17 protein-coding genes are annotated in these 17,836 nt (G+C 36.9%); 1 reads left to right on the top strand and 16 read right to left on the bottom strand.

Annotated features, from left to right (window positions below; all coding sequences use genetic code 11):
- Positions 1-213: 213 nt before the first annotated feature.
- From dnaI to FC81_RS00960, 12 genes are all read right to left on the bottom strand, one after another.
- Complete coding sequence (gene dnaI, locus FC81_RS01015) at positions 214-1,143, bottom strand: primosomal protein DnaI (protein ID WP_057742135.1); 930 nt, start codon at positions 1,141-1,143, stop codon at positions 214-216.
- Between the two features lie 21 nt (positions 1,144-1,164).
- Complete coding sequence (locus tag FC81_RS01010) at positions 1,165-2,547, bottom strand: replication initiation and membrane attachment family protein (protein ID WP_057742132.1); 1,383 nt, start codon at positions 2,545-2,547, stop codon at positions 1,165-1,167.
- A gap of 14 nt (positions 2,548-2,561) precedes the next feature.
- Positions 2,562-3,071: a transcriptional regulator NrdR gene (nrdR, locus tag FC81_RS01005; RefSeq protein ID WP_057742129.1), complete on the bottom strand. Its 510-nt coding sequence runs from the start codon at positions 3,069-3,071 to the stop codon at positions 2,562-2,564.
- A gap of 38 nt (positions 3,072-3,109) precedes the next feature.
- On the bottom strand, positions 3,110-3,709 hold the full coding sequence (gene coaE, locus FC81_RS01000) for a dephospho-CoA kinase (protein ID WP_057742126.1): 600 nt from the start codon (positions 3,707-3,709) through the stop codon (positions 3,110-3,112).
- Positions 3,710-4,537, bottom strand: coding sequence for a DNA-formamidopyrimidine glycosylase (mutM, locus tag FC81_RS00995; RefSeq protein ID WP_057742121.1), 828 nt, complete (start codon positions 4,535-4,537; stop codon positions 3,710-3,712).
- Between the two features lie 16 nt (positions 4,538-4,553).
- Entirely contained in the window at positions 4,554-7,226 is a 2,673-nt protein-coding gene (polA, locus tag FC81_RS00990) for a DNA polymerase I (protein ID WP_057742118.1), read from the bottom strand.
- 134 nt (positions 7,227-7,360) lie between these two features.
- Positions 7,361-8,059 carry a Bax inhibitor-1/YccA family protein gene (locus FC81_RS00985; protein WP_057742115.1) on the bottom strand — a complete coding sequence of 233 codons (699 nt, stop codon included), beginning with the start codon at positions 8,057-8,059 and terminating at the stop codon, positions 7,361-7,363.
- Positions 8,059-8,541, bottom strand: coding sequence for a MaoC/PaaZ C-terminal domain-containing protein (locus FC81_RS00980; RefSeq protein ID WP_057742113.1), 483 nt, complete (start codon positions 8,539-8,541; stop codon positions 8,059-8,061). Before FC81_RS00980 ends, FC81_RS00985 begins: the two co-directional genes overlap by 1 nt.
- 126 nt (positions 8,542-8,667) lie before the next feature.
- Positions 8,668-9,993 (bottom strand): UDP-N-acetylmuramate--L-alanine ligase, encoded by a 1,326-nt coding sequence (murC, locus tag FC81_RS00975; RefSeq protein ID WP_057742109.1) that lies wholly within the window; start codon positions 9,991-9,993, stop codon positions 8,668-8,670.
- An 85-nt stretch (positions 9,994-10,078) separates the two neighbouring features.
- The gene (locus FC81_RS00970) at positions 10,079-12,508 is read right to left on the bottom strand and encodes a DNA translocase FtsK (protein ID WP_057742106.1); all 2,430 of its coding nucleotides are present in this window, start codon (positions 12,506-12,508) and stop codon (positions 10,079-10,081) included.
- Positions 12,509-12,617: 109 nt separating this feature from the next.
- Positions 12,618-13,238, bottom strand: coding sequence for a YtpR family tRNA-binding protein (gene ytpR / locus FC81_RS00965; protein ID WP_057742103.1), 621 nt, complete (start codon positions 13,236-13,238; stop codon positions 12,618-12,620).
- Between the two features lie 160 nt (positions 13,239-13,398).
- The gene (locus FC81_RS00960; protein ID WP_057742100.1) at positions 13,399-13,719 is read right to left on the bottom strand and encodes a thioredoxin family protein; all 321 of its coding nucleotides are present in this window, start codon (positions 13,717-13,719) and stop codon (positions 13,399-13,401) included.
- A gap of 163 nt (positions 13,720-13,882) precedes the next feature.
- On the opposite strand from FC81_RS00960, the gene FC81_RS00955 reads away from it, so the two are divergent.
- Entirely contained in the window at positions 13,883-14,209 is a 327-nt protein-coding gene (locus FC81_RS00955; protein WP_057742097.1) for a hypothetical protein, read from the top strand.
- Positions 14,210-14,219: 10 nt separating this feature from the next.
- Here the strand turns inward: FC81_RS00955 and trmB are convergent, their stop codons facing one another.
- The 4 genes from trmB to FC81_RS00935 all read right to left on the bottom strand — a co-directional run bounded on the left by trmB (position 14,220) and on the right by FC81_RS00935 (position 17,784).
- The gene (gene trmB / locus FC81_RS00950) at positions 14,220-14,858 is read right to left on the bottom strand and encodes a tRNA (guanosine(46)-N7)-methyltransferase TrmB (protein WP_057742095.1); all 639 of its coding nucleotides are present in this window, start codon (positions 14,856-14,858) and stop codon (positions 14,220-14,222) included.
- A gap of 120 nt (positions 14,859-14,978) precedes the next feature.
- Positions 14,979-15,773, bottom strand: coding sequence for a phosphotransferase family protein (locus FC81_RS00945; protein ID WP_057742092.1), 795 nt, complete (start codon positions 15,771-15,773; stop codon positions 14,979-14,981).
- 63 nt (positions 15,774-15,836) lie between these two features.
- Complete coding sequence (locus tag FC81_RS00940; RefSeq protein WP_057742090.1) at positions 15,837-17,051, bottom strand: ABC transporter permease; 1,215 nt, start codon at positions 17,049-17,051, stop codon at positions 15,837-15,839.
- A complete protein-coding gene (locus tag FC81_RS00935) occupies positions 17,044-17,784 on the bottom strand; it encodes an ABC transporter ATP-binding protein (protein ID WP_057742087.1) in 741 nt (246 codons plus the stop codon). Before FC81_RS00935 ends, FC81_RS00940 begins: the two co-directional genes overlap by 8 nt.
- Positions 17,785-17,836 lie beyond the last annotated feature (52 nt).

Genomic DNA, 17,836 nt, shown 5'->3' with positions numbered 1-17,836 from the left:
CAAGATTGCAGTAAGCTTGCAACCTCCTTAAAAAGCTGTTAACGGATGCTATCCGATCTGACTTTTCATCAGATAAAAAAATAGAAGTGGTAAGCTTACTGCTTGAGTGACTTTCAGTCAAGGTCACTCATCCCTGAATTGATAAACCGTTTATCTCCTACATCAACTATCTAATATTAAACCACTAATAAACTAAGCGTTCAAGTCTAAAAATTATTTTTTAAATTGGCGGCGATTACGCCCTACAATTGTATACTCTTCCGCCAAAAAACGAATCCGCTCCATAATGCGTTTTGCTTTTAGTGGCTCTGCCTCTCCCCGATTGTTAGTTGTCAGATATTGTTTTTCAAGCTTAACCATATCTAAGTTAGAACTAAAGAACGTTGGTAGTTCTTCTTGCATACGATATTGTAAAATAACGCCTAAAATATCATCTCTTAACCAACTTGATAGCTGATCCGCACCGATATCATCAAGCATCAAGACCGGTGTTCGCTTAACTTCATCAACCATCTTCATCGTCCCATTGCTCCCAATTGAGTTTTTCATTTCAACTGCAAAGCTTGGAAAATGAAGCAATGTCGATGTAAAGCCTTCTTCTGCTAAGCCGTTCGCAATAGCACCTAACAAGTAGGTTTTACCAACTCCAAAACTACCTTGCAAATAAAGTGCACGGTGAAATTTTTTAGGGGCGCTAGTATATTCATCTATAAAGCTACCGGCTGCCTGTGCTGCTAGTTCGCGACCTTCTAGCTCGTAGTCAGCTAATTCTGCGTCGCGAATATCTTTAGGCATGTTGATTGAGCGAACGCGATTATAGATTGCCTGTTGCTTCTTGTGTAACAGAAGGGTTTCACTCGGGACATATGTCACATCGATTAAATGATTATTAATAATCAACTGTGGATCATATCCAGGAGCCAGCGTTTCTTCACCACGTTTTATTTTATTTTTAATACTAACAAACTCATATACTTTACTAGCACTTTTGGCAATATCTTCTTGTGAAAGCTCAGCTTTATTTTTTCTAATAAACTCTCTAACTTCCTCATCATTAAATGCATCCCGAATCAATTGGCGATAATCCTTATTCCAATTAAGTTTTCGCAAACGTTCTGCTAACTCTTCCCCGACATCTTTCATCCGACTAACCTCCTTTCGAGTTTAATTTTTATTTTTACGAAATCGGCTTAACTGTTCTTTAATCTTCCTACGTTCTTCTTCACTAACCGTCGAACCTTTTTTGGGTTTATATCCATCTTGTGCCCAATCTGGCAGTTCTTCTTTTTGAACAATCCCTGCTCGTCTTTTTTTAGAGTAGCCTGTAAAAGCAGCTGTCTTTTGTCGCTTTTGCGAATTAAAAGATCGAACTTGCTCCATTGCTTCCTCAGGATCTTTAATTTTTTTCTGTGCCCAATCGGCAATAACAGCTTCAAAAAAAGCTCGGTTTAAAACGGACATCCCACGATCAACTATCATATAGTGAATTAAAATATTAATAACAGCATTTGCAAATAGTTGCTTGGCTGCCACCCATTCAAGTGTATTTCGTTCGGCGGTAGTAACGAACGTCCCCTTCTCAGACTTTAAAACTTGTAAAAATTCTGCAGGCGCGTATGCTTGACATGCATTTAACAATGCAACATCATCTTGACTCAAGTTATTATTCTGCTTATATTTTCTAGGGCTGTCCTCTTGCTGAGATTGCGTACTAGCTATATTTAACCGTAGTTGTTCTTGCTTACTATATTTTTTGTGTAGCAAAGACATAAATAGCTTAAAGTCAACTTCATTTGTCTGAACATTAGCCGCCTCTTCAAGTAAACGCATTACCTCAAGCTCATCGAGCCCATAAACTGTATGCGCTACTAAAAGTCGCTCCTTTTGTGCCAAAACCTGTTTAGCATCAACAAAAGATTTAGTAAGCATTTTTTGTAAAAATGTCATATCGAAATTGCTGTTCTTATCCATGAATGTTATCTTAGGGTTATTTTCTTCAGGCTGATCTTGAACTACAGCCGCAGCATTGTGTAGTGCCTGTGGTTGTAGTGAAAAAACATCCAGAAAACGCTTTGTCGTCTCCCGAGCCTTAAAGTTAGCTAATTTTGCAGGAAAATATAACTTCTGCAGTTCTGTAAAATGATTTTCACCGACTGTCTCTAACAAAACTGCCCGCAGTAAATCATCATTAAAAAAAGCTGCCGGTTTTTGTGGTGCTTGAATTACGTAAACAGCAAGCTTGCCTAATTCATCTTGCTGCTCAAATGTCCTTAATAAGCCAAGTGCTTCTAACTTACAACGGGCTTCAAAAAAAGTCTGTAAGCCGATCCCTAACAGATCAAATAACTTCATGTGCATCTGACGTGTGGCAAGCTGTGGCTTCATTTCAATTTGTGTTCGCAGTAACGAGTAGAGGCCAAAGGCTGCCACACCCATCAACGGTTGATAAAGATGCAAGACAATATCCAGATCGCTATCAAATATTTTTTCATTTGAAACAACTATGAATCCATCTTTAGGCGCTAAGCTTTCCCACCCCGTGTCCATCCAAAACACATCCTTTATTTCTTACCCTTTTCTGAATTCTTCTTATTATCAGTATTATTCTTATTCTTCTTGTCACGTGCCATTATCTCTTGCAGTTCTTTTAAAAAGACACTCATATCTTTAAATTGACGGTAGACACTTGCAAAGCGAATATACGCTATTTCATCAACATCTGCTAATAAACCCATGACATATTCGCCGACCAACTGGCTGGAAACTTCATTTTCACCTAACGAACGAACTTTATTTTCAACTTCATCAACAATTCGTGTGATCTCATCCATACCTACTGGTCTTTTTTCTGCCGAACGAATTACGCCTCGTAATATTTTCTCACGGTTAAACTCCTCACGGGTACCATTTTTCTTGATGACCAATAAAGGGGTTGCTTCAACTCGTTCAAAAGTCGTAAAGCGAAATCCACAGGCTTCACACTCGCGCCGACGTCTAATTACATGCCCGTCATCAGCTGGACGGCTATCAACGACACGTGAACCATTATGGTGACAATGGGGACATCTCATATCCTTCACCTCATTAAAAATGAATTCTTTTTCTTTTTCTATGCAAATTTATTCATTATAAGCCATTCTATCACTTGTGCCAAGGTCTCTTCAACTTGTTTAGAGTTGTCGATCACAACATCAGCCCGTTTATTACGCTCTGCTTGGCTCATTTGGGAATTAATCCTGTATTCTGCTTCTTCCTTACTCAGGTTATTTCGTTTCATTAACCGTTCAACCTGAATATTTGCCGGTATAGAGACCGCCATTACACTGTCACAATACTTTTCATAATGCCCCTCAAACAGAAGTGGGATCTCCAACACAAGTAGCTTATATTTTAACCGGCGTGATTGTGCAATCAACGCCTTAATTCTCTCCCTAATTAGAGGTCCCACCACTGCATTTAAGCGCGCCAGTTGTGTTTTATCTCTAAAAACAGTTTTTCCTAACAATTTTCTATTCAGTGTCCCATCAGTTCGAATTATCGACTCACCAAAAATACTCTTCAATTTTGTCAGACCAGTTGTTCCGGGTTCAACCACTTCACGTGCAATAACGTCACCATCAATAATAACTGCACCCTTTTGCTTTAAAAAAGCACTGACGGTTGATTTTCCACTCGCAATACCGCCCGTTAAGCCTAAAATATATGTCATCTATTCAACCTTTTGACATAAGGGACAAAAATGTGTTCCTCGTTGTCCGACTACTATTTTTTTAATAGCTGTTCCACAACGTTCACAGGGTTTACCTTTTTTTCCATAAACATGTAAATCAAATTGGAAAGAGCCTGTGTGCTGGAAAGCATCTGTATAAGTTCTGATAGTTGTTCCACCCGCTTCAACTGCTTCCGCTAATTCCTTAATAATATTATCATGTAGTAATTTAGTTTCATCCTGAGTTAAATGGCATGCTGGCGTCTCTGGGTGAATTCGGCTGAGCCATAAAACTTCATCCGCATAAATATTTCCTAGACCAGCTACTAGTGTTTGATCAAGTAATGCTGTCTTAATGGCCTTCTTTTTTTTACATAAGCTATCAAAAAAAGCTTTGACGAGAAAAGTGTCTTCTGTTGGTTCTGGTCCTAGTTTTTTAATCCCTGCAAATTCAAATTTTTGTGCTGTCGGTACTAACTCCATTCGCCCAAATTTACGGACATCATTATAGCGCAACTGTCTTCCATCTGTTAAAGAGAAAATAACGTGCGTATGCTTTTCAACAGGTTCATCACTAAGTTTGACAAAGTATTTACCTTCCATTCTTAAATGCGAGATTAATGATAGCTCACCACTAAGGTTAAAAAGCAAATATTTTCCTCGTCTATCAATCGATAAAATCTTTCGTCCTCGTAAAAGCTGACAAAAATTGTTTAGGTCACCGTTAATTATTTTAGGGTACGGTGCTGTTACCTCCTGAATCGTCGCGCCAAGAACCATTTGTTCTAAACCGCGGCGGACTGTTTCAACTTCTGGTAATTCTGGCATCTAACTACACTTCCTCTTATTTTGCATCAAACCAAGTTTTTCCAAATGAACTTTCAACTTTAAGTGGAATATCAAGCGAGACTGCTGCATCCATTACTTGAGGAACTATTTCCTCTAGAATAGGTATTTCTTCATTTGGAGCTTCAAAAATAAGTTCATCATGAACTTGTAAAAGCATTCTTGCCTTTAGATTTTTTTCTTTTAACATCTTTTGCATATTAATCATTGCTACCTTGATAATATCAGCTGCACTTCCTTGAATAGGCGTGTTCATAGCTGTTCTCTCTGCAAAAGAACGAATATTATAATTGCGACTCTTAATATCTGGTAGATACCGCCGTCGTTTAAAAAGGGTCTCAACATAGCCATCTACACGGGCCTTTTCAACGATATCCTTCATATATTTTTTAACTCCCGGGAAAATCCTAAAATACTTCTCAATAAATTCTTTTGCTTGTTTGCGTGTAATACCAATATTTTGTGCTAAACCGTAGTCACTTATCCCGTAAACAATTCCAAAATTAACTGCTTTAGCTTGTCTACGCATGTTACTGGTTACTTCCTCTGGTGATGCTAGTTCAAAAATATTCATAGCTGTATTGGCATGAATATCTTGTCCTTCCCTAAAGGCCGCCTGCATATTGTCATCGTGTGAAATATGCGCGAGTACACGCAGTTCAATTTGCGAGTAATCTGACGAGAAAATCTGCCAGCCTTTTTTTCGCGGCACAAACGCTTGCCGAATTTTCTTTCCTTCAGCTAAGCGTACAGGGATATTTTGTAAGTTAGGATCGACTGATGATAAACGACCGGTTGCTGTTAATGTTTGTGTATAACGAGTATGAACTTTACTGTCTTTTTCAAAAATAACCTTTAGTAGCCCTTCAATATACGTTGATTGAATTTTGGCAATCTGTCGATATTTTAATATATTATCAATAATCGGTGCCATTCCGCGTAACTTTTCCAAAACACTGACGGCCGTTGAATAACCAGTCTTAGTCTTTTTAATTACTGGCAACTTCATTTTATCAAATAAAATAACGCCTAACTGTTTAGGTGAATTAAGGTTGAATTTTTCACCAGCTTCCTGGTAAATCATTTCTTTTATCTCACTTATTCTTTCTTTGAACTCACTACCCATTTCCTCTAACTTCTGTGGATCAACGGTTATCCCATCAATTTCCATCTCAGCTAAAACCAAAGATAACGGACGCTCGATTTTATCGTAAAGTTCTTCTTGCCGGTTTTTAGCCAATCCTTCCAGCAGCGTTTTTCTTAAGGCTTGAATTGTACGCACCTTGTTACATAGATGACTGTAATACAAAGTATCATCTTCTGGGATCTTTACCTTGACACCTTTTCCATAAACTTGCTCATCTTCAAGAACTTGATCATAATTGTGCTGTCGTGCTAATTTACCTAAATCATTACTGTTGTCACTTGTATCAAGTAAATATGAAATAAGCAGTAGATCGAATCCTATATTTGCCAAGTGAATTCCTAGCCGATTGAGACCGACAAAAGTTCTCTTACCGTCAAAAAGATCCACTACCACGTTCTCATTTTCTAAAAGAGCACGCAATTTTGGCTCTCTTAGTAAGTCTGTGTTACGTGCTACATAGTATTTCCCCTCAATTTTAAAGGCAAACCCGACAAGTGGTGCTTTATGATAATTATCACCTAACATCTCCAGGTAGAAAACAACTTCTTTTGGATTGCTGAAATCTATTTCAGCGAGCTTATCAGCTGTTAAATTAACAAATTTAATCTGCTCAATAACTTGCGCAGTTTTTGCTTCCGGTGTAGTAGCTCTTAACTTTTCAAGAAAACGTTTGAAGTCCATTTCTTGAAAAAACGCAATAAGTTCTTTCTCATTGCTACCCTTCCAAGTAGTATCCGTTAGCGTAATTTCAAGAGGAACGTCACGCTTAATTTGTGCTAAATCCTTACACATGAAAGCTACATCTTTATCTGCAACTAAATGTTCCTTCATCTTTGACTTTTTCAGTTCATCAATATTAGCGTAGATCCCTTCAACTGATTTAAACTGCTTTAATAATTTAATTGCTGTTTTCTCACCAACTTTTGTAACACCAGGATAATTATCTGAACTGTCCCCTACTAGTCCTTTCATATCAACAATTTGCGCTGGTTTCAGACCATACTTCTCTTCAACATGCTCTGGAGTATATCTTTCAACTTCTGTGACACCCTTTTGTGTCACAGCAACCATCGTTTTAGTAGTTGTTAACTGAGTTAGATCGCGGTCACCTGTAACAATTGTTGTCTCAAAATCCTGCTCTTCTGCTTGTTTTGCGAGTGTACCAATAATGTCATCTGCCTCATAATTTTGCAGCTCATAGTACTTCATCCCATACGCTTCCAGTAGTTTTTTTACGTAAGGAAACTGTTCCGATAATTCAGTTGGGGTCTTAGCACGACCGCCTTTATAATCAGCATATTTTTTATTGCGGAATGTTTTCTTACCAGCATCAAAAGCAACTAAAACATGTGTTGGTTCAACACTCGTAATAATATTATCCAGCATTGTTTTAAATCCATAAACTGCATTAGTATGCAAACCATTATGGTTAACAAAACGGTCTAATGATTGGTGTAATGCAAAAAAAGCTCTGAAAGCCACACTATTCCCATCAATTAACAATAATTTCTTATTTTCTCCCATACTTTAAAACCCCTTCACTAAACTAGTTTTCTCTCACCTTAACTTACATTAAAAAGACTACGATCTAAAAAAAAGAAAAGAAGGCTAGGGCAAAATAATAATACGCCCTAGCCTCCTCAGTTAGTTTTAAAAACTTAGTTTTTGTTGCCAAATCCCGCAAAAATATTCAATAAGCTGATAAATAAGTTAACAAAATCAAGATATAATTGTAAAGCTCCCATTAAAGCTAAACTATTAACATTAACTTGACCAGCTGTTTGATGGTATAGTAACTTAAATTTCTGTGCATCCCACGCGATCAAGGCTGTAAAGATGATCACACCTACAAATGAAAAAACAAATGCAATCATCGGACTCTGGAGAAAAATATTAATAACAGATACGATAATTAAACCGATCAAAGCTGCTAACGCATGAGTTCCTACTCGAGATAAGTCATGTTTAGTTACGGTTCCCATAATCGCCAGAACCACAAAAACAGCAGCTGCCGAAACAAAAGCCATCGTAACATCTTGAGAAGTATATGCCGTTAAAATTACTCCAAAGAATAATCCTTCGATCACTGCAAACAGTACTAAGCCTGCACCACTTGCGACCGGTGAACGATCTGCCTTAAATGACATCCCGATAGCAATTCCAAATTGAACTGCGATTAAAATCCACATCACAAAACGGTTCTGTGCCATAAAAGCTAGGGTCTGCTGATAGTAAACATTCGAAATGAGATACGCTACTACTGCTGATATTCCGACAGCTCCAGCCATAAAACCGTACATTTTTGTTAAGAAACTATTTAAGCCCGCATTACTTACCACTTGTTGTTCATTATTCATTATGCTTTCACCTCTTCAATATTTACGCCATTAAGCGGTTCTTGTTTTTTCTTGGGAGGTTTTACCATTACAATAGCATCAACAACACGCTCATCTTCATTTTTCATCCCTGTGATTGAAAAAGTAATGACCTCTTTCATGGTATCCACTTTAATGACCTTAAAACTAAAAGTCACATTTTCTTCATGATACACTGGAAGTATAAAATTAACTGATAAGTTGACAACCTCGCTTCCAGGTCCCGGTAAAAGTTTTGAGATAGAACTTGTAATAATACCAGTCAATAATACTGGAGGTACAACTGGACCTTGGTATCCATTTTCTTTCGCATATCCATGCTGAATATATAAGGGATTATTATCATTAGTCATTCCCAGATAAAGTAATATATCGCGATCAGAAAGACTTTCATTGACTGTTAACGAGTCTCCCTCCGTTATTTCATCAATTGTTTTACCCTTTCTGTGTGTATCCTCTGACATAGATCGTGCCACCTCCATATAGTCTTAGCTATATTTTAGCATATCGTTTTCACAGGCTCAATCTATATGTGTATTGCTTATACTTATCTTAGGTTGTCACAGCCAATATCTATGCAATAAGATAAATTAATTATTTTTATAACTTAAACTACTTAATAATTTTTCATATGCGTACTCATATTTTTGGATATCACCGGCACCCATAAATACAACTACAGCATCATGAAAATCTAATAAAGGTGACATATTATCTAGTTTCAGCACTGTTCCACCCTTAGTGATCTTATTTCCTAAATCACCACTAGAAACATTCCCACCATGTTCACGAATTGAACTAAAAATATCTGTTAAGAAGACCTGATCTGCCATACTCAAACTCGTAGCAAAATCATCCATTAATGCAATTGTCCGGCTAAAAGTATGCGGTTGGAATACTGCAATAATTTTCTTTTTAGGGTATTTTTGTCTGGCAGCATCAAGAGTTGCCTTTATTTCTGAAGGATGATGTGCATAATCATCAATAATTGTCATATCAGCAACAAATTTTTCAGTGAACCGTCGTTTAACACCTTTAAAGCTCAATAATTCACGTCTTATCTCCTCTTGATCAACTTTTTCAAAATATGAAACAGCGATAACTGCTAAGCTGTTTAACACATTATGCTCACCAAATAATGGGATCTGATAATTACCGAGAAATTCATCATGGCGGTAAACATCAAAAGATGATCCTTTAGTTGTTCGTCTGATGTTAATAGCTCTAAATTCATCATTTTCTTCAGTCCCATAGTAATGAATAGGCACTTCTGCTTTTAAATTCCGTAAATTTTGATCTTCACCCCAAGCAAAGATTCCCTTTTTAGTTTGTGCAGCCAGGGTTGAAAAAGCATCGCAAACATCCTCAATACCCGTGAAATAATCTGGGTGATCAAAATCAATATTCGTCATAATGACATAATCCGGATGATACGCAACAAAGTGGCGCCGGTATTCATCGGCTTCAAAGACAAAGAAGCGCTCATTAGGTACACCCTTACCGGAACCATCACCAACAAGATAACTAGTTGGTGAGACACCGCCTAAAACATGTGCAAGTAAACCTGTTGTGCTAGTTTTCCCATGTGCACCGGCAATTCCGATGCTAGTTGTTTTCTCAATTAGTTTTTCTACAAGTTCTGGGTAACGGATTACAGTTAGCCCCATCTCGCGAGCCGTCTTAATTTCCTCTTGATCGTCAGCAAAAGCATTCCCCGCAACGATCGTCATTCCTTCTTTAATATTACTTTTATCAAAGGGTAATATTTTAATCCCAGCTAATTCTAAGCCTCGTTGCGTAAAAGTATACTTTTCAATATCAGAGCCTGTAACATTCAGCCCTTGGTCGTGCAGGAGCAAGGCCAGCGAACTCATTCCTGTACCCTTGATCCCAACAAAATAGTAAGTGGTGTCCATTTATTATTATCCTCTTTTCTATCATTGCAATCATTGCATAGTTTACCACAAAACATCTGGTATTTGTTTTAAATTTCTGAATATCTTATTCTGCTCTCAACTTATCAAGACCGCTCTGTGTTAAAAAGACATCGCGCGGTTTTGATCCTCTCGCAGGTGAAACATATCTCTTTTGCTCAAGTTCATCAATAATATTAGCAGCACGATTATAACCGATTGAGAAGACTCGCTGCAGTTTAGAAGTTGAAATATTTTCTTCATTCACGATATAGTCTAAAATACGGGGAAAAAGCTCATCTTCTTGTTCATTACGTTCAACTTGTTTTTTTAAATTGTCCGGATCAAAGGCATATTTTGGCTTTCCTTGAGAACGAACAAAATCTGCAATTTGATCAACTTCATTTTCAACGAATGTTCCCTGCAACCGCACTGGTTGACTTGCGCCATTCCCAAGATACAACATATCTCCCCGACCTAACAAGCGTTCTGCACCAGAGCAATCTAAAATTGTCCTCGAATCAACCTGACTGGAAACCATAAATGCAACTCTTGTTGGAATATTGTTCTTTATTGTCCCCGTTATTACATCGACGCTTGGGCGCTGTGTTGCGATAATCAAATGAATTCCAGCGGCCCGCGCCTTTTGTGTAATACGTGCAATATAGTCTTGGACTTCCGATGATGCGACCATCATTAAATCTGCTAACTCATCGATTATAATAACGATGTATGGCATCTTCAAACCATACTCACCATGTGCCTCTGCCTTTTCATTATAATTCTCAATATTACGTGCACCACCTGCTGCTAGACGTTGATATCGTTCTTCCATCTCTTCAACTGCCCATTTCAATGCGGCGGCTGCGGCAGCTGGATCAGAAATAACTGGTGCCAACAAATGTGGAATATCATGATAAGGAGCTAATTCAACTGCTTTAGGATCAATCAATAGCAGTTTAACCTGGGTCGGATTGGCTTTATACAATAATGAAACTAAAATACTGTTAATAAAAACCGATTTACCTGATCCAGTTGCTCCTGCAATCAAGCCATGTGGCATTTTTCTTAGATCTGTTACTTGCGGTCTACCAAACAGATCAACTCCAAGTGCAACAGTTAACGGAGAATCTTTTTGATCAAATTTTTTCGTTGCTAGGACTTCAGCCAACATAACCGGCCGTGAATGGAGATTAGGAATTTCAACTCCAACACTGCTCTTTCCTGGAATAGGTGCTTCAATTCTAATATCACGCGCAGCCAAAGCCAACTTTAAATCATCACTAAGATTAGTAATTTTATTAACTTTAACACCTCTGCCCAAAACAATCTCAAATTGGGTCACAGCAGGACCAATCGTCCAATCCTTTACACTAGCTTTAACATTAAAGGATTTTAAAGTTTCATTCAAAACATCAATCTGAGTAAGGACCCATTCATCCATCGATTCGTCTTCTTTTTTTACTGGTGATGGTAATAACGAAATTGGTGGTTTCTGATAAAGACTATTTGCAGAAGCTCCCACTGTTTCATGGGTTAAACTCTCTTCAACTATTGGAGCAGTTTGAAAAGTTTCTTTATCCTTGATATGTTCTTTTTCTTCGGCTGCAACTACTTTACCAGTCTGCTTAACACCAGAGTTCGAGAACGGTGTTTGACTCGATCTGCTAAGCAGTCGTCGAACTGCTTCTGGTTGACCTTCTTCTTTGACTTCGACTTCTTTTGTTTCTTCTATTGGTCCAGAAGAACTATCTTCAGCTTGGAGGTTATTTTGCAGGAATACGGATGAACCATTATTGCTTTGAGCTACCACACTGTCATTTATTTTGTTTTTAGCAGTTAGAGATTCCGATTCAAACGAGGTATCCTTTTCTACTTTATCTTTCTGCTCACTAGTATCTCGCACGTCCCGCTCATCACGTGGAAGAAGATAAGCACTTTTGATTGTTGGTTTCTTTTCATTTATAGCAATAGTATCTATTTTCTCTTTATCCAATAAATGTAAATGCTGATTTTTTGATAAATCTGCACTATCTATTAGATTATTTGATACTACTTGATTTTCACTTTCTACTTTTTTAGGTGTTTCTGGTGTTTCTGGTGTTTCTGGTGTTTCTGGTGTTTCTGGTGTTTCTGGTGTTTCTGGCGTTTCTGGCGTTTCTGGTGTTTCGTTGTTCTGTTCATCAGCGAGTATAATTACTTTGCTTAAATCAACTTCAGGTTCACCATCAAAAAGGAAAAATGTTTCACTTTCTTTTTTTAACTGCTCACAAAGATGGTTATATTTTGCCTCTTCACTAGTGAAAAGCTGCAGCTTCGTGATTGATGGTGGAACATATGTTGGTCGAAAAGCATGTCCGCCAAACCAACGATCATTTTCTTTTCCAAGCTTATTTTTAGTAACTTGTTTTATTTTTTTATTTTTAGCAACTTCTTCTGTTACACGTTTTGTATCTTTTTTCTTTTTTACTGCTTTTTTATTCATTCGGTAAAAAGCTGGACCATCATAATGCTGCATTATTTCTCATCCTAACACTAAAAATTGGGCTAGTATCAATGTTTTATCATCTCTACTAGCCCATTCTATCATAGAAAACATATTCTATCTTTTGTACTCACAAAATATCCTAATTTCTTAAATTAAATTCTAAACCTGTAGTGTATTTATCAGGATCAAGGACCAAAATTCCTTTTTTAGCTGGAGCATTAGGTAGATTCAGTTCTCTTGCTGAACAAATCATCCCATCACTTTTTACTCCTCGTAATTCCCCAGGCCAAATAACCTGTCCATCTGGCATAAAAGCACCGTTTTTAGCGACAACTACCAGTTGTCCCTGTGCAATATTGGGCGCTCCACATACAATCTGCAAAAGTTCGCCATTATCAACTCTTGTCTTGGTAATATGCAAATGATCTGAGTTGGGATGTTTACTTAGTTCTTCCACAAAACCGACTACAAACTTAGGTGCCTCGTCAGCAATAAGTTTATACTCAAAACCGGCTTTCATCAAAATACTATTTAATGCCATAAGCTGTTCGCCATTTAATATTACTTGTCCTTGACCAGCTAATCCCTTGACCATCTTAGATGCATCTAAAAAATTAAAGCCTAGTATAGTTCCATCATCTGCATTTTTAATACAAATAATTTTTCCCCTTTTTTCAACCTTCTGTTGTTTTGCATCTGCATGAACAACTGTAACGAGGATATCCCCCCAAACATTAGGATTATAACTTGCAATCACCATTTAACTTTTTCTTCTCCTTCTTACTGCAACCTAAATAGTACCTTATTACTTAAGTATGTTTTAAACTGCTTCAATAAGTTAACCCATTTAAAAACTATCTTAGTTTTATCTAGATCAGCTAACATTTATTATTTTTTTACAGTAAAACAAAATAATCTATTTAGTCGATCCGATTCAAGAAACTTTCTACCTGTTCCTTTGTTTTTCGATCTTTATTAACAAAACGGTCAATTTCTTTTCCATCGCGATAAACAACAAAACTTGGAATTCCCATAATCCCCAGTGATTGGCATAAGTCAATATTTTCATCACGATCAACCTGAATAAAAGTATAATCCTTATATTCTTCTTCTAATTGTGGCATTACAGGTTTAATAAACCGACAATCTGGACACCAGTCTGCCGTGAAGAATAGTACGTAGGTTCCTTTACTCAACTTTACTTCTAACTCTTTGACGTCCATTTTTTCTAAGTTTTGCATAGTATCCTCCTTAAAAAATTACTAATTTATACTATGTTTATGATTATACAGTGTTTTAAAATTAAAAAAAATCCTTTGTTTAGATTATGCAATCGTAAACGTTTTTTTTCAGCATTGTTGGTGCTATACTCTAGTCATAAAAAATAATTTCAGGAGAAGAGAAATGAAAACTTTTCAAGCATTTAGCTTACCGCTGACTTTAGGAATGTTATTCGGCTTTACTACCAGTATTTACATAAATAAACTTACGCGCCAGAAAAAGAAAGCTACTCCACAAAAAATATTAAAAAAAGTTAAAACTGCCTTTCAAAAAGAAATACCTATTCAAGGTGCATGGATCAACACCTTTACTCAGCCATTTCAAAAATTCGCCCTTAAAACCGATGTTTACTGTGGCGGTATCTCACGTTTTGAAGACCATCAACTTATTCAGTATCGCTTTTGGGCTGATGCTAAAACTGGTGGTGTAATCGATCTAAAACGCCTTTGAATTATATAGTTTAAAAATGAGCAGCTAATTTATAGATAACTTGCCCTCTTTGACTGAACTTTTTCTCATATTCAGTCATAACATTGTCTATGGCTTCTTCACTTTTGTGTAAATCTAATGAAATATTATCAAAAATCATCCCAAAATTATTCATACTCTTCAAGGAGTATTCAAACAACTTTTGGTTATCTGTTTTAAACTCCAGATGACCATCTTTTTTTAATACTTCTTGATATTGTTTTAGAAAAGTTGGATAAGTTAATCTCCGTTTAGCTTGTCTTTTTTTAGGCCATGGGTCTGAAAAGTTTAGATAGATAGTAGCTGCTTCTCCATCTTCAAAGTATTCACTGATACCACTTCCATTTGCACAAATCAACTGTAGATTGTCTAGTTGTAGTGCAAGCTGCTTTTTCAAAACAACCGCAGCTACGGAAGTTTGGATCTCAATCCCGATAAAATTCCATTCTGGATACTTTTGGGCCATTTCAATAATAAACTGACCTTTACCCATCCCGATTTCAATATGCAGTGGAGCATTATTACCAAAACGTTTATTCCACCTACCGCGGTAATCTTGAGGGCTGGTGGTAATAAACTGTGGGTTGGCCTCAATTAAAGGCTTTGCCCAAGGCTTATTGCGTAAACGCATAACTTACCTCCTATAACTTAATTACTTAAAAATAAAAAAGCCGGAACAAAAATAGTTTGTTTCAGCCTACTATAACATTAAAACTCTTAATTTAACTAGGAGATAAATCTGCTTAAAAGCTTAGATAAATCCCTGTTCTTTTGATATGTCAGCAAGCTTTAAGATGTCTTGGTTCATTTCCATGAAATGACCACGCTCGCACTGATGCTTGATTGATAATAATAAATTCAACATACAATACCATGTTATACGCTGTTGAAAAGAATCTGTTAAATCCTTTTCAAAATTAACCATCAACCATTTTTTCCAATCCTTACGTGGGACATACTGACACATTAACATACTCAAATCCATAGCTGGGTCAGCTAAAGTAGCCGATTCCCAATCAACTAAATACAAACGATTTGAATCTGATAATAACCAATTTTTATGATTCAAATCACCATGACAAACACGATAGTCTTGGTGAGCAAACTTTGGTTGATGTGATCTTAACCTATTAGCGACATCTTTTAGTAACGGGTGTTGCCTTAAAGAACTGCTTAACCCCCGAAAGTAATCTGCTAGCAAATCCTCAGGGAAAACATAACAGCCCCCAACTTGAAGCAGCATTTTCTTAAGTACATTAGAATCATGTACCCGCCGCAACAGTCCTGTAACTCGCTTATCTTTCATTTCCTCGCGAGTCAAACACCGACCGTTAAGCCACTCCTGAGCTGTTAATGTATCCCCTGTTGAAATATGCCGGGTCCATACTAGCCGTGGGGTTATCTCTTCTAATGAAAGAGCTGCTAAAAAAGGCGAAGTATTTCGCTTTATAAAAAGCTTTTCCTGCTCTTTCGTCCCCACATATGCCATACCAGTGTTGCCGCCAATTGGATGGATCTGCCAACCGTCATCCAGTCTGAAATCCATATTGGTCAGTCTCCTCTATACGATACCTAACTAGTATAAGTCTACAAACTCATCCACTAAGTGTCAAGTATTTTTTACTGCACGTTTTGTCAAGAAGTTACCCGTTAGGAAGACTATCATTAAAATTATTATTCCTGCTATTTCTAACAGCTCCACGATAGAATGACCAGCAATTATGCTAGCTCCAAATAAGAAAATACTTGTTATGACCAGTAAGGTCCGCAGAACTTGTCTAAAATTAATAAGTTGTTTACCCTCTTGCAGAGGGTAGATATGCATAAAAACAATATCATCATAATCATGATAAAGGGGGAATAATTGGAAACCGATTAAATAGAGAAATAAAGCTGTCAAAAGAAGGGCTAAAATACTATTTGATATAAACATTAGGATAGTGCATCCAAGTAAGGTCAACCTTAAATATAAACTGCTATATTCACCTTTTCTAACTAATGATCGCCAGTATAAAAACTTGAAAATATTTTTTGGTGTTTTTATTTGCGGTAAATAAGTATCAAGTAATTTAAAACGATAAACCTTTCCCTTAATCTGGGGCACATCTGTAAAAAGATTGATAAAGCGATAAAGGCTGCGCAACCGGTGATCCTCAAGTTGCAACATTCTATTCCAACGGAAGACATAGTGAACCACTGCTTTTCTAAGCTGCCAATGCACTACTATTAATGTGCTAAATACAACTAACAATGCCACCCATCCGCTGAGATAAACTGCCACTAAAAGAACTACCAGCGGCCCAATAAATTCAAAAAGTAATTTGATCCACCAACGATCAAAATAATCGTTATAACCACTAAGAAGCAGCCGCTCAAGGTAAAGTGCCTTTAACAATAGCTGTGTTAGCCAAAGTAAGAAAATTTCTATGATGGTTAGATGGATTCCTCGTCCTAAAAAGGGTACTGCCACCAAAAAACAAAGTGACTGTATTATAACTCCGGCTGAGAAGGAATATCTGAAAGCATATTTAAGGAAGAAAAACATTTTATTTTCAAGAGGTAGTAAAAAAACTGTATCGGGCTTCTCTAAAAGAGAAACTAGACTTCCAAGCTGGAGCACAAGAACCAGAATAATGACTATTAAAGGTCTGCTCCACCAAACTATCGTACTAGGCAATGACTTAAGAAAATTGGAATAGCCTAGCCCCAACCCACCAGTAAAAAACAACAATGCAAGTACAAAATGGTCATTTAAGACAAACTTTGAGTAACGCAGCAGTATCTGCTGGTATTTCTTTAAACGTACGCTCCATAAATCATTCATGTTCAGTCACTTCCTGTGTTAATCCCAAATAAATTTCAGTTAAATCAGCTTGCTGATTTTGATAGGCCTCTCTTAATTCCGCAAATGTTCCCTGTATTCTCACTTTTCCTTGGTGTAAAAGGACAAAGTAGTTACAATATTCTTGCGCTGTACTTAAAACATGAGTTGACATTAATACTGCCGCCCCTCGTTGCCGTTCACTTTCAATTAGATTTAACAAATCTCTAGTTGCCAATGGATCCAACCCCAAGAATGGTTCATCAATGACATATAGTTTCGCCTCTGTTAAAAAAGCACAAACGATCATTACCTTTTGCTTCATACCCTTGGAGAAATTAGCTGGGAACCATTCTAATTTGTTAGCTAATCTAAATGTTTTAAGTAGTCTTTGTGCTCGTACCCAAGCTTTTTCTCTTTCTAAATTATAAGCCATAATCGTCAAATCGATATGTTCTTTCAAAGTTAACTCCTGATATAAAACAGGTATTTCAGGAATATAAGCGATTTTACTTTTATAACTTTCCGGATTTTCTTGAAGAGTTATCCCATCAATCGTAATTTTTCCACTTTGTGGTGTTAATAAGCCAATAACATGATTAATCGTTGTTGACTTTCCTGCACCGTTTAACCCTATCAACCCCACAACCTGGCCTGTGTGTACTTCAAAAGAGACATTTTTTAAAACCGGTATTTGGGAATAACCTCCAACTAAATTACTAACTTTTAATGTCATTATGCTCTCTGTTCCTTTCAGCTTTTTTCTTAGAGATATTATAGCATATTTT

The sequence above is a fragment of the Liquorilactobacillus capillatus DSM 19910 genome, assembly GCF_001434915.1.
Classification (GTDB): Bacteria; Bacillota; Bacilli; order Lactobacillales; family Lactobacillaceae; genus Liquorilactobacillus; species Liquorilactobacillus capillatus.
This window is presented reverse-complemented; position numbering and strand designations above follow the sequence as displayed.

Bases quoted from the DNA above. Each gene is read 5' to 3' on its own strand.
- dnaI (WP_057742135.1), bottom strand. From the start codon at position 1,143: ATGAAAGATGTCGGGGAAGAGTTAGCAGAACGTTTGCGAAAACTTAAT.
- FC81_RS00955 (WP_057742097.1), top strand. From the start codon at position 13,883: ATGAAAACTTTTCAAGCATTTAGCTTACCGCTGACTTTAGGAATGTTA.
- murC (WP_057742109.1), bottom strand. From the start codon at position 9,993: ATGGACACCACTTACTATTTTGTTGGGATCAAGGGTACAGGAATGAGT.
- FC81_RS00945 (WP_057742092.1), bottom strand. From the start codon at position 15,773: ATGGATTTCAGACTGGATGACGGTTGGCAGATCCATCCAATTGGCGGC.
- polA (WP_057742118.1), bottom strand. From the start codon at position 7,226: ATGGGAGAAAATAAGAAATTATTGTTAATTGATGGGAATAGTGTGGCT.
- trmB (WP_057742095.1), bottom strand. From the start codon at position 14,858: ATGCGTTTACGCAATAAGCCTTGGGCAAAGCCTTTAATTGAGGCCAAC.
- mutM (WP_057742121.1), bottom strand. From the start codon at position 4,537: ATGCCAGAATTACCAGAAGTTGAAACAGTCCGCCGCGGTTTAGAACAA.
- FC81_RS00960 (WP_057742100.1), bottom strand. From the start codon at position 13,719: ATGCAAAACTTAGAAAAAATGGACGTCAAAGAGTTAGAAGTAAAGTTG.
- FC81_RS00940 (WP_057742090.1), bottom strand. From the start codon at position 17,051: ATGAATGATTTATGGAGCGTACGTTTAAAGAAATACCAGCAGATACTG.
- FC81_RS01010 (WP_057742132.1), bottom strand. From the start codon at position 2,547: ATGGACACGGGGTGGGAAAGCTTAGCGCCTAAAGATGGATTCATAGTT.
- FC81_RS00970 (WP_057742106.1), bottom strand. From the start codon at position 12,508: ATGCAGCATTATGATGGTCCAGCTTTTTACCGAATGAATAAAAAAGCA.
- coaE (WP_057742126.1), bottom strand. From the start codon at position 3,709: ATGACATATATTTTAGGCTTAACGGGCGGTATTGCGAGTGGAAAATCA.
- FC81_RS00985 (WP_057742115.1), bottom strand. From the start codon at position 8,059: ATGAATAATGAACAACAAGTGGTAAGTAATGCGGGCTTAAATAGTTTC.
- ytpR (WP_057742103.1), bottom strand. From the start codon at position 13,238: ATGGTGATTGCAAGTTATAATCCTAATGTTTGGGGGGATATCCTCGTT.
- nrdR (WP_057742129.1), bottom strand. From the start codon at position 3,071: ATGAGATGTCCCCATTGTCACCATAATGGTTCACGTGTCGTTGATAGC.
- FC81_RS00980 (WP_057742113.1), bottom strand. From the start codon at position 8,541: ATGTCAGAGGATACACACAGAAAGGGTAAAACAATTGATGAAATAACG.
- FC81_RS00935 (WP_057742087.1), bottom strand. From the start codon at position 17,784: ATGACATTAAAAGTTAGTAATTTAGTTGGAGGTTATTCCCAAATACCG.